This is a genomic window from Phenylobacterium sp., from assembly GCF_036264965.1.
GTDB lineage: Bacteria > Pseudomonadota > Alphaproteobacteria > Caulobacterales > Caulobacteraceae > Phenylobacterium.
This window is the reverse complement of record NZ_DATAPY010000085.1, coordinates 1-17,007: the sequence shown is the minus strand read 5'-3', so window position 1 is coordinate 17,007 and position 17,007 is coordinate 1. Positions and strand designations below refer to the sequence as shown.

Annotated in this window: 14 protein-coding genes and 1 pseudogene; 8 read left to right on the top strand and 7 right to left on the bottom strand. The window is 68.2% G+C overall.

The window, feature by feature from the left end; translation table 11 throughout:
• Nucleotides 1–170: 170 nt before the first annotated feature.
• Together recA and alaS are read left to right on the top strand one after the other, a co-directional pair.
• On the top strand, nucleotides 171–1,238 hold the full coding sequence (gene recA, locus VHS75_RS10770; RefSeq protein WP_329638616.1) for a recombinase RecA: 1,068 nt from the start codon (nucleotides 171–173) through the stop codon (nucleotides 1,236–1,238).
• A gap of 259 nt (nucleotides 1,239–1,497) precedes the next feature.
• Entirely contained in the window at nucleotides 1,498–4,167 is a 2,670-nt protein-coding gene (gene alaS / locus VHS75_RS10765) for an alanine--tRNA ligase (RefSeq protein ID WP_329638615.1), read from the top strand.
• Here the strand turns inward: alaS and VHS75_RS10760 are convergent.
• The 4 genes from VHS75_RS10760 to bla form a co-directional block, all read right to left on the bottom strand.
• Nucleotides 4,164–4,547, bottom strand: coding sequence for a VOC family protein (locus VHS75_RS10760; protein WP_329638614.1), 384 nt, complete (start codon nucleotides 4,545–4,547; stop codon nucleotides 4,164–4,166). The genes alaS and VHS75_RS10760 overlap by 4 nt on opposite strands.
• Before the next feature lie 102 nt (nucleotides 4,548–4,649).
• On the bottom strand, nucleotides 4,650–5,864 hold the full coding sequence (locus VHS75_RS10755) for an NADP-dependent isocitrate dehydrogenase (protein WP_329638613.1): 1,215 nt from the start codon (nucleotides 5,862–5,864) through the stop codon (nucleotides 4,650–4,652).
• Between the two features lie 277 nt (nucleotides 5,865–6,141).
• The gene (locus VHS75_RS10750) at nucleotides 6,142–7,407 is read right to left on the bottom strand and encodes a hypothetical protein (protein ID WP_329638612.1); all 1,266 of its coding nucleotides are present in this window, start codon (nucleotides 7,405–7,407) and stop codon (nucleotides 6,142–6,144) included.
• A 106-nt stretch (nucleotides 7,408–7,513) separates the two neighbouring features.
• The gene (bla, locus tag VHS75_RS10745; RefSeq protein WP_329638611.1) at nucleotides 7,514–8,584 is read right to left on the bottom strand and encodes a class A beta-lactamase; all 1,071 of its coding nucleotides are present in this window, start codon (nucleotides 8,582–8,584) and stop codon (nucleotides 7,514–7,516) included.
• Here bla and VHS75_RS10740 point away from each other — a divergent pair.
• The 6 genes from VHS75_RS10740 (at nucleotide 8,583) to VHS75_RS10715 (ending at nucleotide 15,367) form a co-directional block, all read left to right on the top strand.
• Nucleotides 8,583–9,368 carry an RNA methyltransferase gene (locus VHS75_RS10740; protein ID WP_329638610.1) on the top strand — a complete coding sequence of 262 codons (786 nt, stop codon included), beginning with the start codon at nucleotides 8,583–8,585 and terminating at the stop codon, nucleotides 9,366–9,368. The two genes, bla and VHS75_RS10740, sit on opposite strands and share 2 nt — an antisense overlap.
• Nucleotides 9,369–10,454 (top strand): NAD(P)H-dependent flavin oxidoreductase, encoded by a 1,086-nt coding sequence (locus tag VHS75_RS10735; protein WP_329638609.1) that lies wholly within the window; start codon nucleotides 9,369–9,371, stop codon nucleotides 10,452–10,454.
• Between the two features lie 86 nt (nucleotides 10,455–10,540).
• The gene (locus VHS75_RS10730; RefSeq protein WP_329638608.1) at nucleotides 10,541–11,863 is read left to right on the top strand and encodes a DUF1254 domain-containing protein; all 1,323 of its coding nucleotides are present in this window, start codon (nucleotides 10,541–10,543) and stop codon (nucleotides 11,861–11,863) included.
• A 153-nt stretch (nucleotides 11,864–12,016) separates the two neighbouring features.
• Nucleotides 12,017–12,634, top strand: a complete 618-nt coding sequence (rpsD, locus tag VHS75_RS10725; RefSeq protein WP_329638607.1) for a 30S ribosomal protein S4 — start codon at nucleotides 12,017–12,019, stop codon at nucleotides 12,632–12,634.
• Nucleotides 12,635–12,733: 99 nt separating this feature from the next.
• On the top strand, nucleotides 12,734–13,084 hold the full coding sequence (locus VHS75_RS10720; RefSeq protein ID WP_329638606.1) for a hypothetical protein: 351 nt from the start codon (nucleotides 12,734–12,736) through the stop codon (nucleotides 13,082–13,084).
• A gap of 66 nt (nucleotides 13,085–13,150) precedes the next feature.
• Nucleotides 13,151–15,367 (top strand): S9 family peptidase, encoded by a 2,217-nt coding sequence (locus VHS75_RS10715; protein ID WP_329638605.1) that lies wholly within the window; start codon nucleotides 13,151–13,153, stop codon nucleotides 15,365–15,367.
• A gap of 10 nt (nucleotides 15,368–15,377) precedes the next feature.
• On the opposite strand, the gene VHS75_RS10710 is transcribed toward VHS75_RS10715, so the two are convergent.
• The 3 genes and pseudogenes from VHS75_RS10710 to VHS75_RS10700 form a co-directional block, all read right to left on the bottom strand.
• On the bottom strand, nucleotides 15,378–15,818 hold the full coding sequence (locus tag VHS75_RS10710; RefSeq protein WP_329638604.1) for a thioesterase family protein: 441 nt from the start codon (nucleotides 15,816–15,818) through the stop codon (nucleotides 15,378–15,380).
• A pseudogene (gene grxD, locus VHS75_RS10705) lies at nucleotides 15,818–16,144 on the bottom strand (Grx4 family monothiol glutaredoxin). The gene VHS75_RS10710 and the pseudogene grxD overlap by 1 nt, the downstream one beginning before the upstream one ends.
• Before the next feature lie 110 nt (nucleotides 16,145–16,254).
• The coding region (locus VHS75_RS10700; RefSeq protein ID WP_329638603.1) for a GTP 3',8-cyclase MoaA at nucleotides 16,255–17,007 on the bottom strand (753 nt) is incomplete at its 5' end.

Sequence of the window (17,007 nt, the reverse complement as noted above, 5' to 3'; positions counted from 1 at the left end):
ACAAAACGTAATGACCGTTCCACCAGCTTTATCCCCATCGCCGCTAAAAAAAGAACATATTGCGAACAGGAACAAAACGTGCACAATCGGGTCTCGTTCACGGTCTGAGGCCGGAGAGCGAAGTGGGGCCGGGTGGCGGCGAGAATCGTGGGATAAGGACGCTCATTCAGATGACTCAGGCGGTGTTGAGACTCGTGGGACGTGATGACGCGGATAAACGGCGGGCGCTGGACGCTGCGCTGAGCCAGATCGACAAAGCCTTTGGCAAGGGCTCGGTGATGAGGCTCGGCGAAAAGGGCAAGATCGTCGAGATCGAGTCCGTCTCCACCGGCTCCCTGGGCCTGGACTTGGCCCTGGGCATCGGTGGCCTGCCCAAGGGGCGGGTCGTCGAGATTTATGGTCCGGAGAGTTCAGGCAAGACCACGCTCGCCTTGCACGTGGTGGCCGAGGTGCAGAAGGCCGGCGGCACCGCCGCCTTCGTCGACGCCGAGCATGCGCTGGATCCGTCCTACGCCCACAAGCTGGGGGTCAATCTGGACGACCTGCTGGTCTCGCAGCCGGATACGGGCGAGCAGGCCCTGGAGATCACCGACACCCTGGTGCGCTCGGGCGCCGTCGACGTCATCGTCATCGACTCGGTGGCGGCGCTGACGCCGCGGGCCGAGATCGAGGGCGAGATGGGCGACAGCCTGCCAGGTCTTCAAGCCCGCCTGATGAGCCAGGCGCTGCGCAAGCTCACCGCCTCGATCTCCAAGACCCACACCCTGGTGATCTTCATCAACCAGATCCGCATGAAGATCGGCGTCATGTACGGCTCGCCGGAGACCACGACCGGCGGCAATGCGCTGAAATTCTACGCCTCGGTGCGCCTGGACATCCGCCGCACCGGCTCTGTGAAGCGGGCCGACGAGATCATCGGCAACAACGTCCGCGTGAAGGTGGTCAAGAACAAGGTCGCCCCGCCGTTCCGCGAGGTCGAGTTCGACATCATGTACGGCGAGGGCATCTCCAAGCTGGGCGAGATCATCGACCTGGGCGTCAAGGCCGGCGTGATCGAGAAGTCCGGCTCCTGGTTCTCCTACGCCAGCCAGCGCATCGGCCAGGGCCGCGACAATGTCCGCGAGTTCCTGAAAGCCAATCCCGACATCGCGGGCGACATCGAAAAAGCCGTCCGCGGCGCCAAGGCGGTCATCGCCGAGGAGCTGCTCGTCGGCGGCCCCGAGCCGGAAGACGAATAGACGCGGCTGCAGCGGCCTGAGGGGTTTCCCTGCCGCGCGCCGCATTCGCGACGGGCCACCCCGCCAGAGGGCCCGTGGCGCAACCCCGCGCCGGCGCGCGGCATCGGAAGCGAGGACGTCCGGGTTCGCCCGGGCGTCCTTTTCCTTTGCGCGACCGGCTCAGTTTCGTAAACGGACCACCGGTTCCCAAATAGGGTTCCGAACCCGACGAAGCCGCGACGCCGCCGGCGTCCCAAGTTCAAGTGAAACGCCAAGACCGATGCAGAGCCTGAACCAGATCCGCAGCCACTTCCTGGACTACTTCCAGCGGAAGGATCACGCGATCGTCGCCTCGGCGCCCCTGGTGCCGCAGAACGACCCGACCCTGCTGTTCGTCAACGCCGGCATGGTGCCGTTCAAGAACTACTTCACCGGCGCCGAAGCCGCGCCCTGGCCGCGCGCGACGTCCTCCCAGAAATCCGTCCGCGCCGGCGGCAAGCACAACGACCTGGACAACGTCGGCTATACCGCCCGCCACCACACCTTCTTCGAGATGCTGGGGAACTTCTCGTTCGGCGACTACTTCAAGGCCGGCGCCATCGAATACGCCTGGGAGCTGCTCACCAAGGAGTTCGAGCTGCCGGTCGACAAGCTGCTGGTCACGGTCTACGCCGAGGACGATGAGGCCCATGGCCTCTGGAAGAAGATCGCCGGCCTGCCGGACGGCAAGATCATCCGCATCGCCACCGCCGACAACTTCTGGTCGATGGGCGACACCGGCCCCTGCGGTCCCTGCTCGGAGATCTTCTACGACCACGGCGCCCACATCCCCGGCGGCCCGCCCGGCAGCCCGGACGAGGACGGCGACCGGTTCGTGGAGATCTGGAACCTGGTCTTCATGCAGTACGAGCAGTTGGCCAACGGCGACCGCACGAACCTGCCGAAGCCCTCGATCGACACCGGCATGGGCCTGGAGCGCATCGCCGCGGTGCTGCAGGGCGTGCACGACAACTACGATATCGACCTGTTCCGCGCGCTCATCGCCGCCAGCCGCGAGCTGGTGGGTGGGGAGGGCGGGGCGTCCAACGGTCCGTCGCACCGGGTGATCGCCGACCATCTGCGCTCGTCCAGCTTCCTGATCGCCGACGGCGTGACGCCGTCGAACGAGGGCCGCGGCTATGTGCTGCGCCGGATCATGCGGCGCGCCATGCGCCACGCCCACCTGCTGGGCGCCGCCGATCCCCTGATGCACCGCCTGGCGCCGACCCTGATCGCCGAGATGGGCGATCACTTCCCGGAGCTGAAGCGCGCCGAGCCCGCCATCGTCGACACCCTGCGCCAGGAGGAGGAACGCTTCCGCCGCACGCTGGGCCGCGGGATGAGCCTGCTCGACGAGGCCACCGCGGCCTTGAGCGAAGGCGACGTGCTGTCCGGTGAGACAGCCTTCAAGCTCTACGACACCTACGGCTTCCCCCTCGACCTGACCCAGGATGCGGTGCGCGCCAAGGGCCTCACCGTCGATCTCGACGGCTTCGACGCGGCCATGTCCCGCCAGCGCGACATGGCCCGCGAGGCCTGGACCGGCTCGGGCCAGGTGGCCGCCGCGGGCGAATGGTTCGCCATCCGCGACCGGCTGGGCCCCACGGCCTTCGTCGGCTACGAGGCGATCGAGATCACCGGCGAGCTGCTGGCCTTGGTGGAAGACGGCCGCGAGATCGACGGCGCCGTGGCCGGCGCCCAGGTCCAGGCAGTGTTCGACCGCACCCCCTTCTACGCCGAGAGCGGCGGCCAGGCCGGCGACCAGGGCGAAGTGGAGTGGGCCATGCCTGACGGAACGAGGGGGCGCGCGCGCGTCACCGACGTCCAGAAGCAGGCCGGCGACCTCTTCGTCCACGACCTGGAGATCCTCGAAGGCGCCCTTGCGCCCGGCGTGCGCGTGCGGCTAGCGGTCGACGCCGAGCGGCGCGCCCAGACGCGGGCCAACCACTCCGCGACCCACCTGCTGCACGCGGCGCTGCGGAATGTCCTAGGGCCCCATGTCACCCAGAAGGGCCAGATGGTCGACGGCGAGCGCATCCGCTTCGACTTCAGCCACGGCGCGCCCGTGACGCCCGACGAGATCGACCGCATCGAGGCCGAGGTGAACGCGGTGGTGCGCCAGAACCTGCCGGCCGAAACCCAGCTCATGGCGCCGAAGGAGGCCATGGCCGCCGGCGCCATGGCGCTGTTCGGCGAGAAGTACGGCGAGACCGTGCGCGTGCTGACGCTCGGCGAGTCTCTGGACGGGCAGGGCGCCTACTCGGTCGAACTGTGCGGCGGCACCCATGTGGCGCGCACCGGCGACATCGCGCTGTTCAAGATCGTCCAGGAGCAGGGCGTCGCGGCGGGCGTGCGCCGCATCGAGGCGCTGACTGGCGAAAGCGCGCGCCGCTGGCTGCTGGACCAGGCCGCCGTGGCCAAGGGGCTCGCCGATCAGTTCAAGGTCCCGGTCGCCGAAGTCCCGACGCGGGTCGCGGCGCTGGAGGCCCAGCGCCGGCAGCTGGAGAAGGAGCTCGGCGACGCCAAGCGCCAGCTCGCCATGGGCGGCGGATCCGGCGGCGGCGTGGCGGCCGGTCCTGAGGAGATCGGCGGGGTCCTGGTGCTGGCGCGGATCATGGACGGCGTCGGCGGCAAGGACCTCCGACCCATCGCCGAGGAGTTCAAGAAGCAGCTTCCCAACGGGGTGATCGTCCTGGTGGGAACCGCCGAGGGTAAAGCCGCCGTCACCGTCGCGGTCACCGGCTCGGCCCAGGCCGCCAACAATGCCGTCGAGATCGCCAAGTCGGCCGTGCAGGCGCTGGGCGGCCAGGGTGCGGGCGGCCGGCCCGACTTCGCCCAGGGCGGCGCGCCCGACGGCGCCAAGGCCGCCGAGGGCCTCGCCGCCGCCAAGGCGATGATTACGGCCGCCTAGCCCATCGTCGCGTAGAGGCAGAGCTTGTTGCCGACCGCGTCGCGGACGTAGGCGCCATAGAAGCCGCTGGTCGCTTCCGGCGGCCGAAAGCCCGGCGCGCCGTCGTCGGTCCCGCCGTTGGCGAGCGCCGCGGCGTAGGCTGCCTTCACTTGATCCTGGGTATCGGTCTTGAAGCCGGTCATGGCCCCATTGCCGCCGCGCGCCGCCTGGCCGTCGAAGGGCTTGCAGAGCCCGACGCCCGGCGCATCGCCCTTGCCGTAGAAGGCCCAGCCGCCCTCGACCGGCCCGCGTTCATAGCCGATGGCGCCCAGCACGGCGTCGTAGAACGCCACCGCCTGGGTCTCGTCGCCGTAGCCGATGGTGATGTAGCCGATGGTCATGTTCGTCCCTTTCCGATCCGCCGCCACGATATCGCGCGAGCGGAACGAAGCAAGAACGAACTGATGACCTGGTCCGGATTCCGCGAACGGGCTTCGCGCGCCTTAGGCCGCCAGCGCCTTCTCCAGGTTCGCCGCCACCTTGTCGATGAAGCCCTCGGTGGTCAGCCAGCCCTGGGTGTCGCCGACCAGGAGCGCCAGGTCCTTGGTCATGGCGCCGCTTTCGACGGTCGACACACAGACCTTTTCCAGGGTGTCGGCGAAGTGGGCGAGCTCGGGGGTGTTGTCCAGCTTGGCGCGGTGCTTCAGCCCTTGGGTCCAGGCGAAGATCGAGGCGATGGAGTTGGTGGACGTGGCCTCGCCGCGCTGGTGCTGGCGGTAGTGGCGGGTGACCGTGCCGTGGGCGGCCTCGGCCTCCATCACCTTGCCGTCCGGGGTGATCAGCACCGACGTCATCAGGCCGAGTGAGCCGAAGCCCTGCGCCACCGTGTCGGACTGCACGTCGCCGTCGTAGTTCTTGCAGGCCCAGACGTAGCCGCCCGACCACTTCATGGCCGCGGCCACCATGTCGTCGATCAGCCGGTGCTCGTAGGTTAGGCCGGCGGCCTTGAACTGGTCGACGTAGGCCGCGTCATAGACTTCCTGGAAGATGTCCTTGAAGCGCCCGTCATAGGCCTTGAGGATGGTGTTCTTGGTCGAGAGATAGAGCGGATATTTGCGCGCCAGGGCGTAGCCGAACGAAGCGTGGGCGAAGTCCCGGATCGAATCGTCGAGGTTGTACATCGTCATCGCGACGCCGGAGCCGGGGTAGTTGAACACCTCGCGCTCGATCTTGTCGCCGTTGGTCCCTTCCCAGGTGACCGTCAGCTTGCCCGGGCCGGGAACCCGGAAGTCGGTGGCGCGGTATTGGTCACCGAAGGCGTGACGGCCGATGATGATCGGCTGGGTCCAGCCCGGCACCAGGCGCGGCACGTTCTTGCAGATGATCGGCTCGCGGAAGACGACGCCGCCCAGGATGTTGCGGATCGTGCCATTCGGCGACTTCCACATCTGCTTGAGGCCGAATTCCTTCACCCGCGCCTCGTCCGGGGTGATGGTGGCGCATTTGACGCCCACGCCGTGCCGCTGGATCGCCTCGGCGGCGTCGATGGTCACCTGGTCGTCGGTGGCGTCGCGGTGCTCCATGCCGAGGTCGTAATAGTCGAGCTCGATATCGAGGAAGGGGAAGATCAGCTTGTCCTTGATCCACTGCCAGATGATGCGGGTCATCTCGTCCCCGTCGATATCGACGACCGGGTTGGCGACTTTGATCTTTGCCATGTGGGGCAGGCGCTCCGCGCGAAACTAGGGTTGGGCGCCCTAATAGCCTTCGGCGGCGCGGACGCAAAGGCTCGACGCGGCGAAGGCCCGAAACGGCCCGCGGCCGCATGTTGATCCGGCCAAAGACGGGGTGCTCGCGCGGGGCGGGACAGCCCAAGGGCGGACTCCGAGAATGCCCGAGATGGGTGATGCGGACCTCAGCGGCGGCTCCCCCAATCGACCGCCACATCTCGCGGTCCCGCGTGGATCGCTTCACCGGAGCTTCGCCGCAGGAGCCTCACTGGAGCTTGCCCTCCACAGTCATCACAACCTCGGGAAAGCGGCCCTTCACATCGGCAAGCCGGGCTTCTCCGTCGTGCTTGACCACCTCGTCGAGGAAGGTCCGGCTGAAGTCTGCCACCAGCGCCACCATGCGGCGGCCTTCGATGGGGCCGCCCGGTTTCGCGGGCGGGCCGGGGTGGGTGATGAGCGGAAGGTCGGTGAAGTCGAAGTGTGCTGAGCCTGGGACGACGACGTAGGCCGCGGGGCCCTTCGCCTGACCGAAGACGCCATAATTGTCGTCGCGGTCGTCGGTCCTGGTCATGAAGAGCACGGGCTTGGCGAGCGGCGCCTTGAAGTGGCCGAATTGGTCGCCGTCCAGATTGATAGCGGCCTTGCAGCGGTCGTCTTCCGCGCAGGCGAGCGGGGCCACGGCGCCACCGAACGACATTCCGATGAAGATGATTTGACGCGTGTCCATGGCTCCGACCAGTTGGGCCGGCGCGCCGGCTCGATCCAACCTCGGGAGCTGATCCACGACGAAGCGGGTATCCTTGATCCAGACGTCGAGGGAACGGTCCACGATTGGGCCGCTGGCGATCTGCCGGGCGAGGCGGACGTCATCGGTCTGCTCCAGCGGGGCGGCCGTTGGCGTTCCGAGGGGCGTCGCCAGCGTGCGTAGTTCATCGCCGAAAGACTTGATCTGGTTCGTGTCGGCGCCCGCGACCTTCCCGTCCTTCAGCAGGCTAACAAAGCTTTCGTAGGTGTGACCGATCGAGACCACGACATAGCCGTGGCTCGCGAGGTCCTCGCACAGCGCTGTGTTCTGCGCGGCGAACCCCTGGGCGTAGCCGTGGCTGAAGATGATGACGGGGAAGCGCCGGGCGCGGGCGACGGGGGCGGCTTCATAGGCGTGGCTCTGTTGGCTGCGAAAGGCGTCAGCCACCGCTGGTGGATAGCCCATTGCCTTGGCGTAGGCGGGCAGGATTACCTCGGGCTTGCGCCAGATGGGCGAACGCCGGCCCTCCGCCCGGGTGGCCGGGTACCAGACGACAAGGCCCAGTTCCCGCGGGCCGCCCGGCAACGGGCCGAATACCTCGCGCCGGCTCGGATCGGTGATGGCGAGGTCGACCACGCCCACCGCATAGGGGCCGGTGAGAGCTGGGAAGAGCTCGGCGCTCCCCGCCGGTGGGCTCGGCTGGGCGGTGGCCACGCAGGGCGCGCCGGCGAACGCGAGACCCAGCCACGCTCCGGCGAGTACCGCCGCGAGTCTCCCAAAACCCATGCCCGTCTCCCCCTGCCGTCCACAGCTGGCCACGGCCGATGCCTCAGCCTCTCACAGACGCCCGTTTCGCGCTCGCCCATCGTGTAGAGGGCCCGGAAGCGTGTTCCTATCCCACGCTGTGCGCCGCGGTGTGGCCCAGCTGCGCGAACAGGGCCGCGCGCTCAGCGTCGGAGGCTGTCGAGCCGGTCAGGAAGGCCGCGATCGCATAGCTGCGCCGGTCGGCCAGGGTGAAGATGCCCACATCGTTGAAGGCGGCGTTCAGGCCCTGGTCCGTGCCCGAGGTGCCCATCTTATGGGCGAAGCGCGCGTCCTTCGGCAGGCCCGCCTTCAGCCGGTCCGCCCCGCGCGGCGTGCTCAGCATGATGGTCAGGAGGCGCGCGCTGGAGGCCGGCGAGATCAGCTCGCCTTCGTCCAGGCGTCGCAGGAAGCCCAGCATGCCGCGCGGCGTCGCCGAGTCCCGCGGGTCGGCCATATAGGCCAGCATGGCGGTGCGGCGGCGTTCCGGCGGCACCGTGGCCTTGGCGGCGTTGAACGCGGCGTCGCCCTTCCAGGCGGGGCGGAAGGAGGCCATGCCGTAGACGTCCGGCTGGATCTCGCGCTCGTATCGGTCGACGCGGACCTCGTAGATGTTCTTGTCCTGCAGCCAGGCCGAGACCACACCCGGCCCGCCGATGCGCTTCATCAGCAGGTCCGCGGCGGTGTTGTCGCTGTTGGCGACCGCCGCCTCCAGCAGCTCCTGCACCGTATAGGCGTCGCGTCCCGGCCAGGCGTCGGCGATCGGCGACCAGGACGGCGACAGGTCCTCAGCTTCGATCTTCAGCGTCTCGCCGAGGCTCAAAAGTCCGGCGTCCACCTGGCCCAGCACCGCCGCGCCCAGGGGCAGTTTGAAGACGCTCTGCATGGGGAAGGTCCGGTCGCCCAACCGCACCCAGAACTCGCCGCTCTCCAGGTTCATCAGCCCGAAGCCCAGGACACCCGGCGCGGCGCGGGCGGCGATGGCGGAGACCTCGGTGTCCAGCCGCTTCATATCGAGCCGCGGCGTGCGCGAGGCGGTGAGGGAGTTGTTCTGGTGGCAGCCCGCCAGCACCAGGCCGCCGCCGGCGATCAGCACTTCGCGGCGGCCCATTCCCGCAGGGAGACTTGCGCTCGCGCCGCCAAGCGATTGTAACCAGCCCATGGCTGAAGCCTCTCCTGCCGCACCTGTCATTATCCTGAACGCGCCACAGCTCGCAGAGAACATCGGCGCGGCGGCGCGCGTGATGGCGAACTTCGGACTGGCCGAGTTGCGGCTGATCAATCCGCGCGACGGCTGGCCGCAGGAACGCGCCTGGGCCTCCGCGTCTGGCGCCGACTGGCCGCTGAACGCCGCGCGGCTGTTCACCAGCGTTGAGGACGCCATTGCCGACCTGCAGCGGGTCTATGCGACGACCGCGCGACCCCGCGAGCTGCAGCTGCCGATCCTGACGCCGCGCGTCGCCATGGCCCGGCTCGCCCAGGCGGTCGGCGAGGGCGAGCGGGTGGGCCTGCTGTTCGGAGCCGAGCGCGCCGGGCTGGAGACCGCCGATATCGCGCTCTGCCAGGCGGTGGTGACGCTGCCCATCGACATGAAGTTCCGCTCGCTGAACCTCGCCCAGGCGGTGGCGATCAACGCCTACGAGTGGCGGCTGACGCAAGAAGAGGCCGCGCCGGCGATCTTCCGCGAGACCTTCCCGCCCGCCGACGGCGCGGCGATGCTGGGCCTCTTCGAGCATCTGGAGGGCGAGCTGGACGAGGCGGGCTTTTTCCACCCTCCGGAAAAGCGGCCGTCCATGGTGCAGAACCTGCGCTCGGCGTTGGGCAAGGCGCATCTGTCGGTACAGGAGGTCCGCACCCTGCGCGGCGTGGTGACGGCGCTGTCCAGGGGCCGCGGCCGGGTGCTGGCCAAACTCGCGAAACAGAAGGCGGAGCGGGGAGAAGTTTAAATGAGTTTCGCGAAGCTGCTGGAAAGCCTGCCGATCCCGATCCTGCAGGCGCCCATGGCGGGGGCGAGCTTCGACGCCATGGCCGTGGCGGTCAGCGAGGCCGGCGCCATGGGGTCCCTCGCCGCGGCCGGCGTCGCGCCGGACGAGATGGGCGCCGTCATCGACGCCATCCGGGCGCGGACCGATGCGCCCTTCGGGGTTAACCTGCTCATGGCGCCGCCGGCGCGGCCGGAGCCGGCGGAGGTGGGCACCGCCTTGGCCCGCCTCACGCGATGGTACGCCGAGCTGGGCCTGGAGGTCCCGGATCATCCGAACCGCTTCTCCCAGGACTTCGACGCCCAGCTGCAGGCGCTGACGCGGGCCGCGCCGCCGGTGGCGTCGTTCAGCTTCGCGATCCTGACCAAGGCCCAGGTCGACGCCCTTCACGCTGCCGGAAGCTATGTGGTCGGGACCGCCAACACCGTGGCCGAGGCGAAGGCCTGGGCCGAGGTCGGCGCGGACGGCATCTGCGCCCAGGGCTTCGAGGCCGGCGGTCATCACGCCTACTTCCTGGAGGGGATCGAGGCCTCGTCGGTGGGGACCATGGCACTCGTGGCGACTGTGCTGCAGGCGGTGGACGTGCCTGTGATCGCCGCCGGCGGGATCATGGATGGACGCGGCGTGGCCGCGGCGCTCGCGTTGGGCGCCAGCGCGGTGCAGATGGGCAGCGCCTTCCTGCTGGCCGATGAGGCGATCAACGGCGCGACCTGGCAGAAAGCCCTGCGCGAGGCGCCGGACGACGCCACGCGGCTGACGCGGGCCTTCTCCGGCCGCTACGCCCGGGGCCTGGAGAACCGCTTCGTGCGCGAGATGGCCGCCGTGCAGGAGGAGGTCCCCGCCTATCCGGTGCAGAACCGCCTGAGCCAGGCCATGCGCGCGGCCGCGGACAAGGCGGGCGACCCGGAGATGATGTCGCTGTGGGCCGGCCAGGCGGTGACCCTGGCCAGGCCCGGCGCGGCGGGTGAGATGGTCAAGCTCTGGTGGGCCCAGGCGCAGGAAACCGCCCGGGCGCTGGCCCGTCGGACGGGCGCGACAGAGCCGCGATAAGTTCCGCTTGCCGGAAATCGAACCCGCCTGAGTTGCGGGCTGCGGCGACGCCGGACCAAGGTCCGCCGCAAAATGGGGGCGTGCGGATGAATCGGCGGGAAATCCTGACAGCGGCGGCGGCGATCGGCCTGGTCCCGGCGGCCCGCGCCGTGGCCGCGGCAGGCGACCTGCGCGGCGCGGCGCGCGAGGCCTACATCTACTGCCTGCCCCTGATCGAGATGGCCGCGGCGCGCGACCGCATGCTGCACGAGAGCGGCGAGGGTCAGCCTGCCGGGCTCAACTTCCTCAAGCCGACGCGGAAGCTGACCACCGACAAGAACCGCACGATCACCACGCCCAACAACGACACGCTCTATTCCAGCGCCTGGCTGGACCTGACCAAGGGGCCGTTGACCCTGACCATCCCGCCCAGCGACCGCTACGTCTCGGTGGCGCTGCTCAATATGTACAGCGACAACGACGCGATCCTGGGCACGCGCACCACCGGCAATGGCGGCGGCCGCTATACGATCGTGGGGCCCGGCCAGCCGGGGTCGGGGCCGAATATCGTCCGCTGTTCAACGCCGCATGCCTGGCTGCTGGTGCGCATCCTGAGCGACGGTCCGGCGGATCTTGCGGCGGCGCACGCCCTGCAGGACCGCTTCGTACTGACGGGCCCCAAGACCCCGCCGCCGCGGGCCTATGCGACCAGGAAATCGTCCTGGAAGGACTATTTCACCTCCGCCCAGGCGCTGTTGATCGCCGATCCGCCGCCGGCGGTCGACGGCGTGGTGCTGGCGCGGATCGCGGCCCTGGGCCTGAAGCCCGGCGGCGGGTTCGACCCGGCCAAGCTGGACGCTGCGGCGATCCGCGAGATCGAGGCCGGTGTCGCGGAGGCCTTGCCAAGCGCCGCGCGGCGCTCGGCCCCCAATATCGTCGCCGGGTGGACCTATCCGCGCGGCGATATCGGCGTCTGGGGCCAGGACTACGACTTCCGCGCGGTGGTCGCCCTGGGCGGCCTGGCGGCCCTGCCGCCGGTCGAGGCCATGTATCTGCGTCCGGTGGGCGATGGCGGGCCGGGAACCATGCTGGGCGGGAACTATCGGTTGAGCTTCGCCGCGGGAAAGTTGCCGCCCGTCGACAGCTTTTGGTCGATCACCATGTACGAGGCGACGTCCGACGGGCAGTTCTTCCTGACCGAGAACGCGCTGAACCGCTTTTCCATCGGCGACCGTAGTCCGGGCCTGAAGAAGAATCCCGACGGGTCCCTGGATATCTGGATCGGCCGCAACGATCCGGGCGGGGAGAAGACCTCCAACTGGCTGCCGGCGCCGGCCAAGGGGCCTTTCACCATCAGCCTGCGGGCCTATCTGGCGAAGGCGGAACTGCTCGACGGCCGCTGGCGCGCGCCGCCCCTCACGCGCCTCTAAAGGTTGACTCCGACAGGGCGGATGGGCATACACGCCGACTTCTTCGCAGCCGGCTTGCCGGTCGCGGAGCTATGACGGGTTGACGCGAACGCCGCCGTTGAGATCGCGCTTTCATCTACGGAAGCGCCGGCTCGGGTCGAAGAAGAGAAGCATATGTCCAAGCGCCATAGCGCCAAGTACAAACTAGACCGCCGGATGGGCGAAAACATCTGTGGTCGCCCGAAATCCCCGATCAACAAGCGCGCCTACGGCCCCGGCCAGCATGGTCAGCGCCGCAAGCAGAAGGTCTCCGACTTCGGTCTGCAGCTGCGCGCCAAGCAGAAGTTGAAGGGCTACTACGGCAACCTGACCGAAAAGCAGTTCAGCAAGATCTACGAAGAGGCCGCGCGCCGTAAGGGCAACACCTCCGAGAACCTGATCGCCCTGCTGGAAAGCCGCCTGGACGCGGTGGTCTATCGCGCCAAGTTCGTCCCGACCCCCTTCGCGGCCCGTCAGTTCGTCAACCACGGCCACGTGCTGGTGAACGGCAAGCGCGTCAATATCCCGTCCTACCGCGTGAAGCCCGGCGACGTGGTCTCGGTGCGCGAGCGGTCGCGCAACATGGCGCTCGTGCTGGAAGCCCTGCAGTCGCCGGAACGCGACACCCCCGACTACGTCGAGGTCGACACCAAGGGCATGAGCGCCAAGTACATCCGCATGCCGGAACTGGCCGAAGTGCCCTATCCGGTGAAGATGGAACCCAACCTCGTCATCGAATTCTACGCCTCCTAAGGACAAAAACCTCGAAGGCGATGCGAAGGCCCGGGAGCGATCCCGGGCCTTTTGCTTTGCCCCCTTTTGCTTTGAGAAGGCCTGTGGCGGAGTGCGGGGATGGATCGTAGGTGCTTCGTTCTGGCCGCCCTCGCGCTCGGCGGCTGTGCGACCGTAGCGCCACCGGCGGCCGCGCCCGGGCCTTTGCCCGAGCTTGAGCCGCTCTACGCGGTCGAGACGGGGCGTGAGGGCCTGACGATCCGCGTGGCGTCCGGCGGCTGCACGGCGAGGCCCGACTTCGCCTTCTATGTGGACCGGCGCGCTGGCGAGGTAAGCTTGGCCTTCGCGCGCAAGCACGTGGATGTCTGCAAGACGGCGCCTGGACAGGCCGAGGTCGCCTTCACCTGGGCCGAACTCGGACTCGCGCCGCGGACGCCCCTGTTCCTGCTCAATCCGATGATCGGCCGCTAGCCGCCGAGGCCCTTGGCAAGAGCCCGCCGTTGCGGTCAGGTCGCCTCCGTACTCGTCGGGGATTCCATGAAGCTCTTCATCGCCACGGTGGCCGCCGCCATGACCTTGTCTGTCGCCCACGCCGAAATCCTGACGCCCGAGCGGGTGTTCGCCAGCCCCGACCTGTCCGGGCCCCAGGCGCGCGGCGTGGCGCTCGCGCCCGATGGCTCGGCGGTGACCTATCTGAAGGCCAAGGCCGACGACGTGGACGTCAACGACCTGTGGATCGCCGACGTGTCGGGCGGCGAGCCCCGCGTGCTGATCGACGGCCGCGCGCTGTCGCCCGAGCACCACGAACTCTCCGAGGCCGAGAAGAGCCGCCGCGAGCGCCTGGGCCTGCGCAGCCGCGGCGTGGTCGAGTACCACTGGGATGATGAGGGCAAGTACATCCTGGCGCCGGTGCAGGGCGATCTCTGGCTCTACGAGCGCGCGAGCGGCGCAGCGCGGCGGCTGACCAACACGCCGGGCGACGAGATCGACGGCAAGATCTCGCCCAAGGGCGGCTTTGCATCCTACGTCCGCGACGACAACCTCTACCTCATGCCGCTGACAGCCGGCGGGGCCGAGCGGGCGCTGACCGCCGGCGGGACCGAACTGAAGAGCTGGGGCACCGCGGAGTTCATCGCCCAGGAGGAGCTGCACCGCTTCACCGGCTACTGGTGGTCGCCGGACGAGACGAAGATCGCGCTGACCCATGTCGATCAGTCGGGCGTCGACGTCATCGACCGCGTCGACATCGGCGCGGAGGGCGGGACCATCGTCCATCAACGCTATCCGCGGGTCGGGCGGCCCAATGCGGTGGTCGAACTCTATGTGGCGGACGTGGCGACGGGCGCGCGCGTGAAGGTCGACCTGGGCCCCAGCACGGACATCTACCTGGGCCGCGCCAACTGGGCGAAGGACGGCAAGACGCTCTATGTCCAGCGCCTGACCCGTGACCAGAAGCAGCTGGACGTCCTGGCGGTCGATCCGGCGACGGGCGCGAGCCACGTGATCCTCAGCGAGACCAGCCCGCACTGGGTGGCCTTAAGCGAGGACATGAAGCCGCTGAAGGACGGCGCATTCCTCTGGTCATCGGAGCGGGACGGGAACAAGCACCTCTATCTCTACGCCGGCGACGGCAAGCTGATCCGCCAGATCACCCACGGCGACTGGCCGGTGGCGGATCTGGAGGGGATCGACGAGGCGCGCCATGTGGCGATCTTCGGGGCCAGCAAGGACACCCCGATCGAGCGGCGGCTCTATGAGGTCTCCTGGCTGAAGCCGGGTGAGCCCAAGGCCCTGACGCCTGCGGGCGGCTGGTGGAGCGCCGACGTGGCCAAGTCCGGCGGCGCCTTCGCCGGCAGCTATTCGGACCCCAAGACCCCGCCGCGCACCGGCTTCTACAAGGCCGACGGGACCCTGGTCCGCTGGATCGAGGAGAACCCGCTCAACGCGCACCATCCGTTCTGGCCCTACCACGACCGCCTCTCGACGCCCGAGTTCGGGACCCTCAAGGCCTCCGACGGCCAGACCCTGCACTGGATGATGCGCAAGCCCGCCGGCTTCAATCCGGCCAGGAAGTACCCGGTGATCGTGCAGGTCTACGGCGGTCCGGCCTCGGCCCTGGTGGAGAAGCACTGGGCCTCGCCGGCCGATCAGGTGCTGCTGGACGCCGGCTACATCCTCTTCGCCCTCGACAACCGCGGCACGCCCAACCGTTCCGTGGCCTTCAAGACCGCGCTCGACCGCAAGACCGGCGGGCCGGATGTCGAGGACCAGCTGGCGGGCGCCGCCTACCTCAAGACCCTGCCGTTCGTGGACGGCGACCATCTGGGCGTCACCGGCTTTTCCAACGGCGGCTACATGACGCTGATGCTGCTGACCGTGCCGGGTGGCCCGTTCGCGGCGGGCGTGGCCGGGGCGCCGGTCACCGACTGGACGCTCTACGACACCGCCTACACCGAGCGCTACATGGGCACGCCCAAGGACAATCCGATCGGCTATCGCGACAGCCAGGTGATCTCGCGGCTCGCCAACCTGAAACCGGGCAGCCTGCTGCTGATCCACGGCATGGCCGACGACAACGTCATCTTCGAGAACTCGACCCGCGTCCTGGCCACCCTGCAGGGCAAGGGCATCCCGTTCGAGATGATGACCTATCCGGGCCTGCGCCACCGCACGGGCTGGACCTCGCGGCCGATGATCCACCGCACCCACGCCACGCTCGACTTCTTCGACCGCAAGCTGAAGCCCCAACACTGATGGGGATGGGCTAGGCGAACAGCTCCACCATCCAGGGCGGCACGCGCTTCGGCCGGCCGGTGGCCTGTTCGATCAGCACCCAGGTGGTCTTCACCTGGGCGCACATGGCGCCGTCCCCTTTGCCATCTGGGGCGGCGTCGATGCGGATGAAGCGGTCGAAGCGCGGGCCCTCGACGGTGTCGGAGACCCAGGTGCGGCCGTGGCCGGCCTCCCCAGGCATCAGGGCGCGGCGGTAGTCGATCTCGTGACGCAGGGCGACCCAGGCCCAGGTCGCCTGCGCCTCGGCGGGCGCGACGCTGCGCCAATGGGCGACGCCCAGGTCCTGCGCCCAGCGCAGATAGACCACGTTGTTCACATGGCCATTGTCGTCGATGTCGGCAGGGGTCGGCTGGAAGGTCAGCCGGAAGACCTTGCGCCCGGGCGGCGGCTCAAGCAGCGCGCCGGACGCCATCAGGCCGCCAGCAGGCCCTTTTCGTCGAGCAGGGTCTTCAGTTCGCCCGACTGGAACATCTCGCGGACGATGTCGCACCCGCCCACGAACTCACCCTTAACGTAAAGCTGGGGAATCGTCGGCTAATTGGCGTATTCCTTGACGCCCTGGCGAATGTCTGCGTCCTCGAGCACGTTCACGCCTACGACCGGCGCGCCGATATACTCCAGGATCTGGATGACTTGGCCGGAAAACCCGCATTGCGGAAATTCAGGCGTCCCCTTCATGAATAGGACAACCGGATTTTCCGAGATAAGCTTCTCGATCCGTTCGCGAGCATTCGCCATAGCGCTGGGTCCTCATAGGAGCGGAGAGTCAAGGTCCCCGCCTTCACGCGATTGATATAGCGCGGGGAAGCGGTCCCTGCCAGCCGATCGCTCACAAAAAATAAGCGTTGTCAGCCGCCGGTCGCGTTCATATGGCGGTGAACGGCGGGCGCGGCCGATCGGGCGATGACGAAATCATGGCCTTTGGGTTTACGCTTTATCCCACCGCGGATCGCCTCCATCAGCGGACCGTTGGAAGCGGAGCGGCGAAGCGGCTCGCGCAAATCGACCGCGTCCTCTTGACCCAGGCACATATAGAGCGTGCCGGTGCAGGTGACGCGCACCCGATTGCAGCTTTCGCAGAAGTTGTGCGTGAGCGGGGTGATGAACCCGAGCCGTCCCCCCGTTTCCTGAATGTCGTAATAGCGCGCCGGGCCGCCGGTGGCGTAAGTCGAAGGGATCAGGGTCAGCGATTCTTGGAGCTGGCCGCGCAATTCCGTCAAGGGCAGGAATTGATCCGCTCGGTCGCGCTCCATGTCCCCGAGCGGCATCACCTCGATGAAGGTCAGATCGAAACCGCGCCCATGCGCCCATTTGACCAGATCCAGAGCTTCTTCCTCGTTGAAACCCTTCAAGGCGACTGTATTGATCTTGACCTTCAGCCCCGCAGCGGAGGCGGCGTCGAGGCTGGCAAGAACGGCTTTCAGATCGCCCCAGCGCGTGACTTGGCGAAACTTGTCCGGGTCGAGCGTATCGAGGGAGTCGTTGACGCGTCTGACCCCGCAATCCGCAAGTTCGGAGGCAAAGCGAGCGAGCTGAGAGCCGTTGGTGGTAACCGTCACTTCATCCAGCGTACCGTCGCTGAGGTGTCTAGATAGGCCGTG

Bases quoted from the DNA above. Each gene is read 5' to 3' on its own strand.
- recA (WP_329638616.1), top strand. From the start codon at position 171: ATGACTCAGGCGGTGTTGAGACTCGTGGGACGTGATGACGCGGATAAA.
- alaS (WP_329638615.1), top strand. From the start codon at position 1,498: ATGCAGAGCCTGAACCAGATCCGCAGCCACTTCCTGGACTACTTCCAG.
- VHS75_RS10760 (WP_329638614.1), bottom strand. From the start codon at position 4,547: ATGACCATCGGCTACATCACCATCGGCTACGGCGACGAGACCCAGGCG.
- VHS75_RS10755 (WP_329638613.1), bottom strand. From the start codon at position 5,864: ATGGCAAAGATCAAAGTCGCCAACCCGGTCGTCGATATCGACGGGGAC.
- VHS75_RS10750 (WP_329638612.1), bottom strand. From the start codon at position 7,407: ATGGGTTTTGGGAGACTCGCGGCGGTACTCGCCGGAGCGTGGCTGGGT.
- VHS75_RS10740 (WP_329638610.1), top strand. From the start codon at position 8,583: ATGGCTGAAGCCTCTCCTGCCGCACCTGTCATTATCCTGAACGCGCCA.
- bla (WP_329638611.1), bottom strand. From the start codon at position 8,584: ATGGGCTGGTTACAATCGCTTGGCGGCGCGAGCGCAAGTCTCCCTGCG.
- VHS75_RS10735 (WP_329638609.1), top strand. From the start codon at position 9,369: ATGAGTTTCGCGAAGCTGCTGGAAAGCCTGCCGATCCCGATCCTGCAG.
- VHS75_RS10730 (WP_329638608.1), top strand. From the start codon at position 10,541: ATGAATCGGCGGGAAATCCTGACAGCGGCGGCGGCGATCGGCCTGGTC.
- rpsD (WP_329638607.1), top strand. From the start codon at position 12,017: ATGTCCAAGCGCCATAGCGCCAAGTACAAACTAGACCGCCGGATGGGC.
- VHS75_RS10720 (WP_329638606.1), top strand. From the start codon at position 12,734: ATGGATCGTAGGTGCTTCGTTCTGGCCGCCCTCGCGCTCGGCGGCTGT.
- VHS75_RS10715 (WP_329638605.1), top strand. From the start codon at position 13,151: ATGAAGCTCTTCATCGCCACGGTGGCCGCCGCCATGACCTTGTCTGTC.
- VHS75_RS10710 (WP_329638604.1), bottom strand. From the start codon at position 15,818: ATGGCGTCCGGCGCGCTGCTTGAGCCGCCGCCCGGGCGCAAGGTCTTC.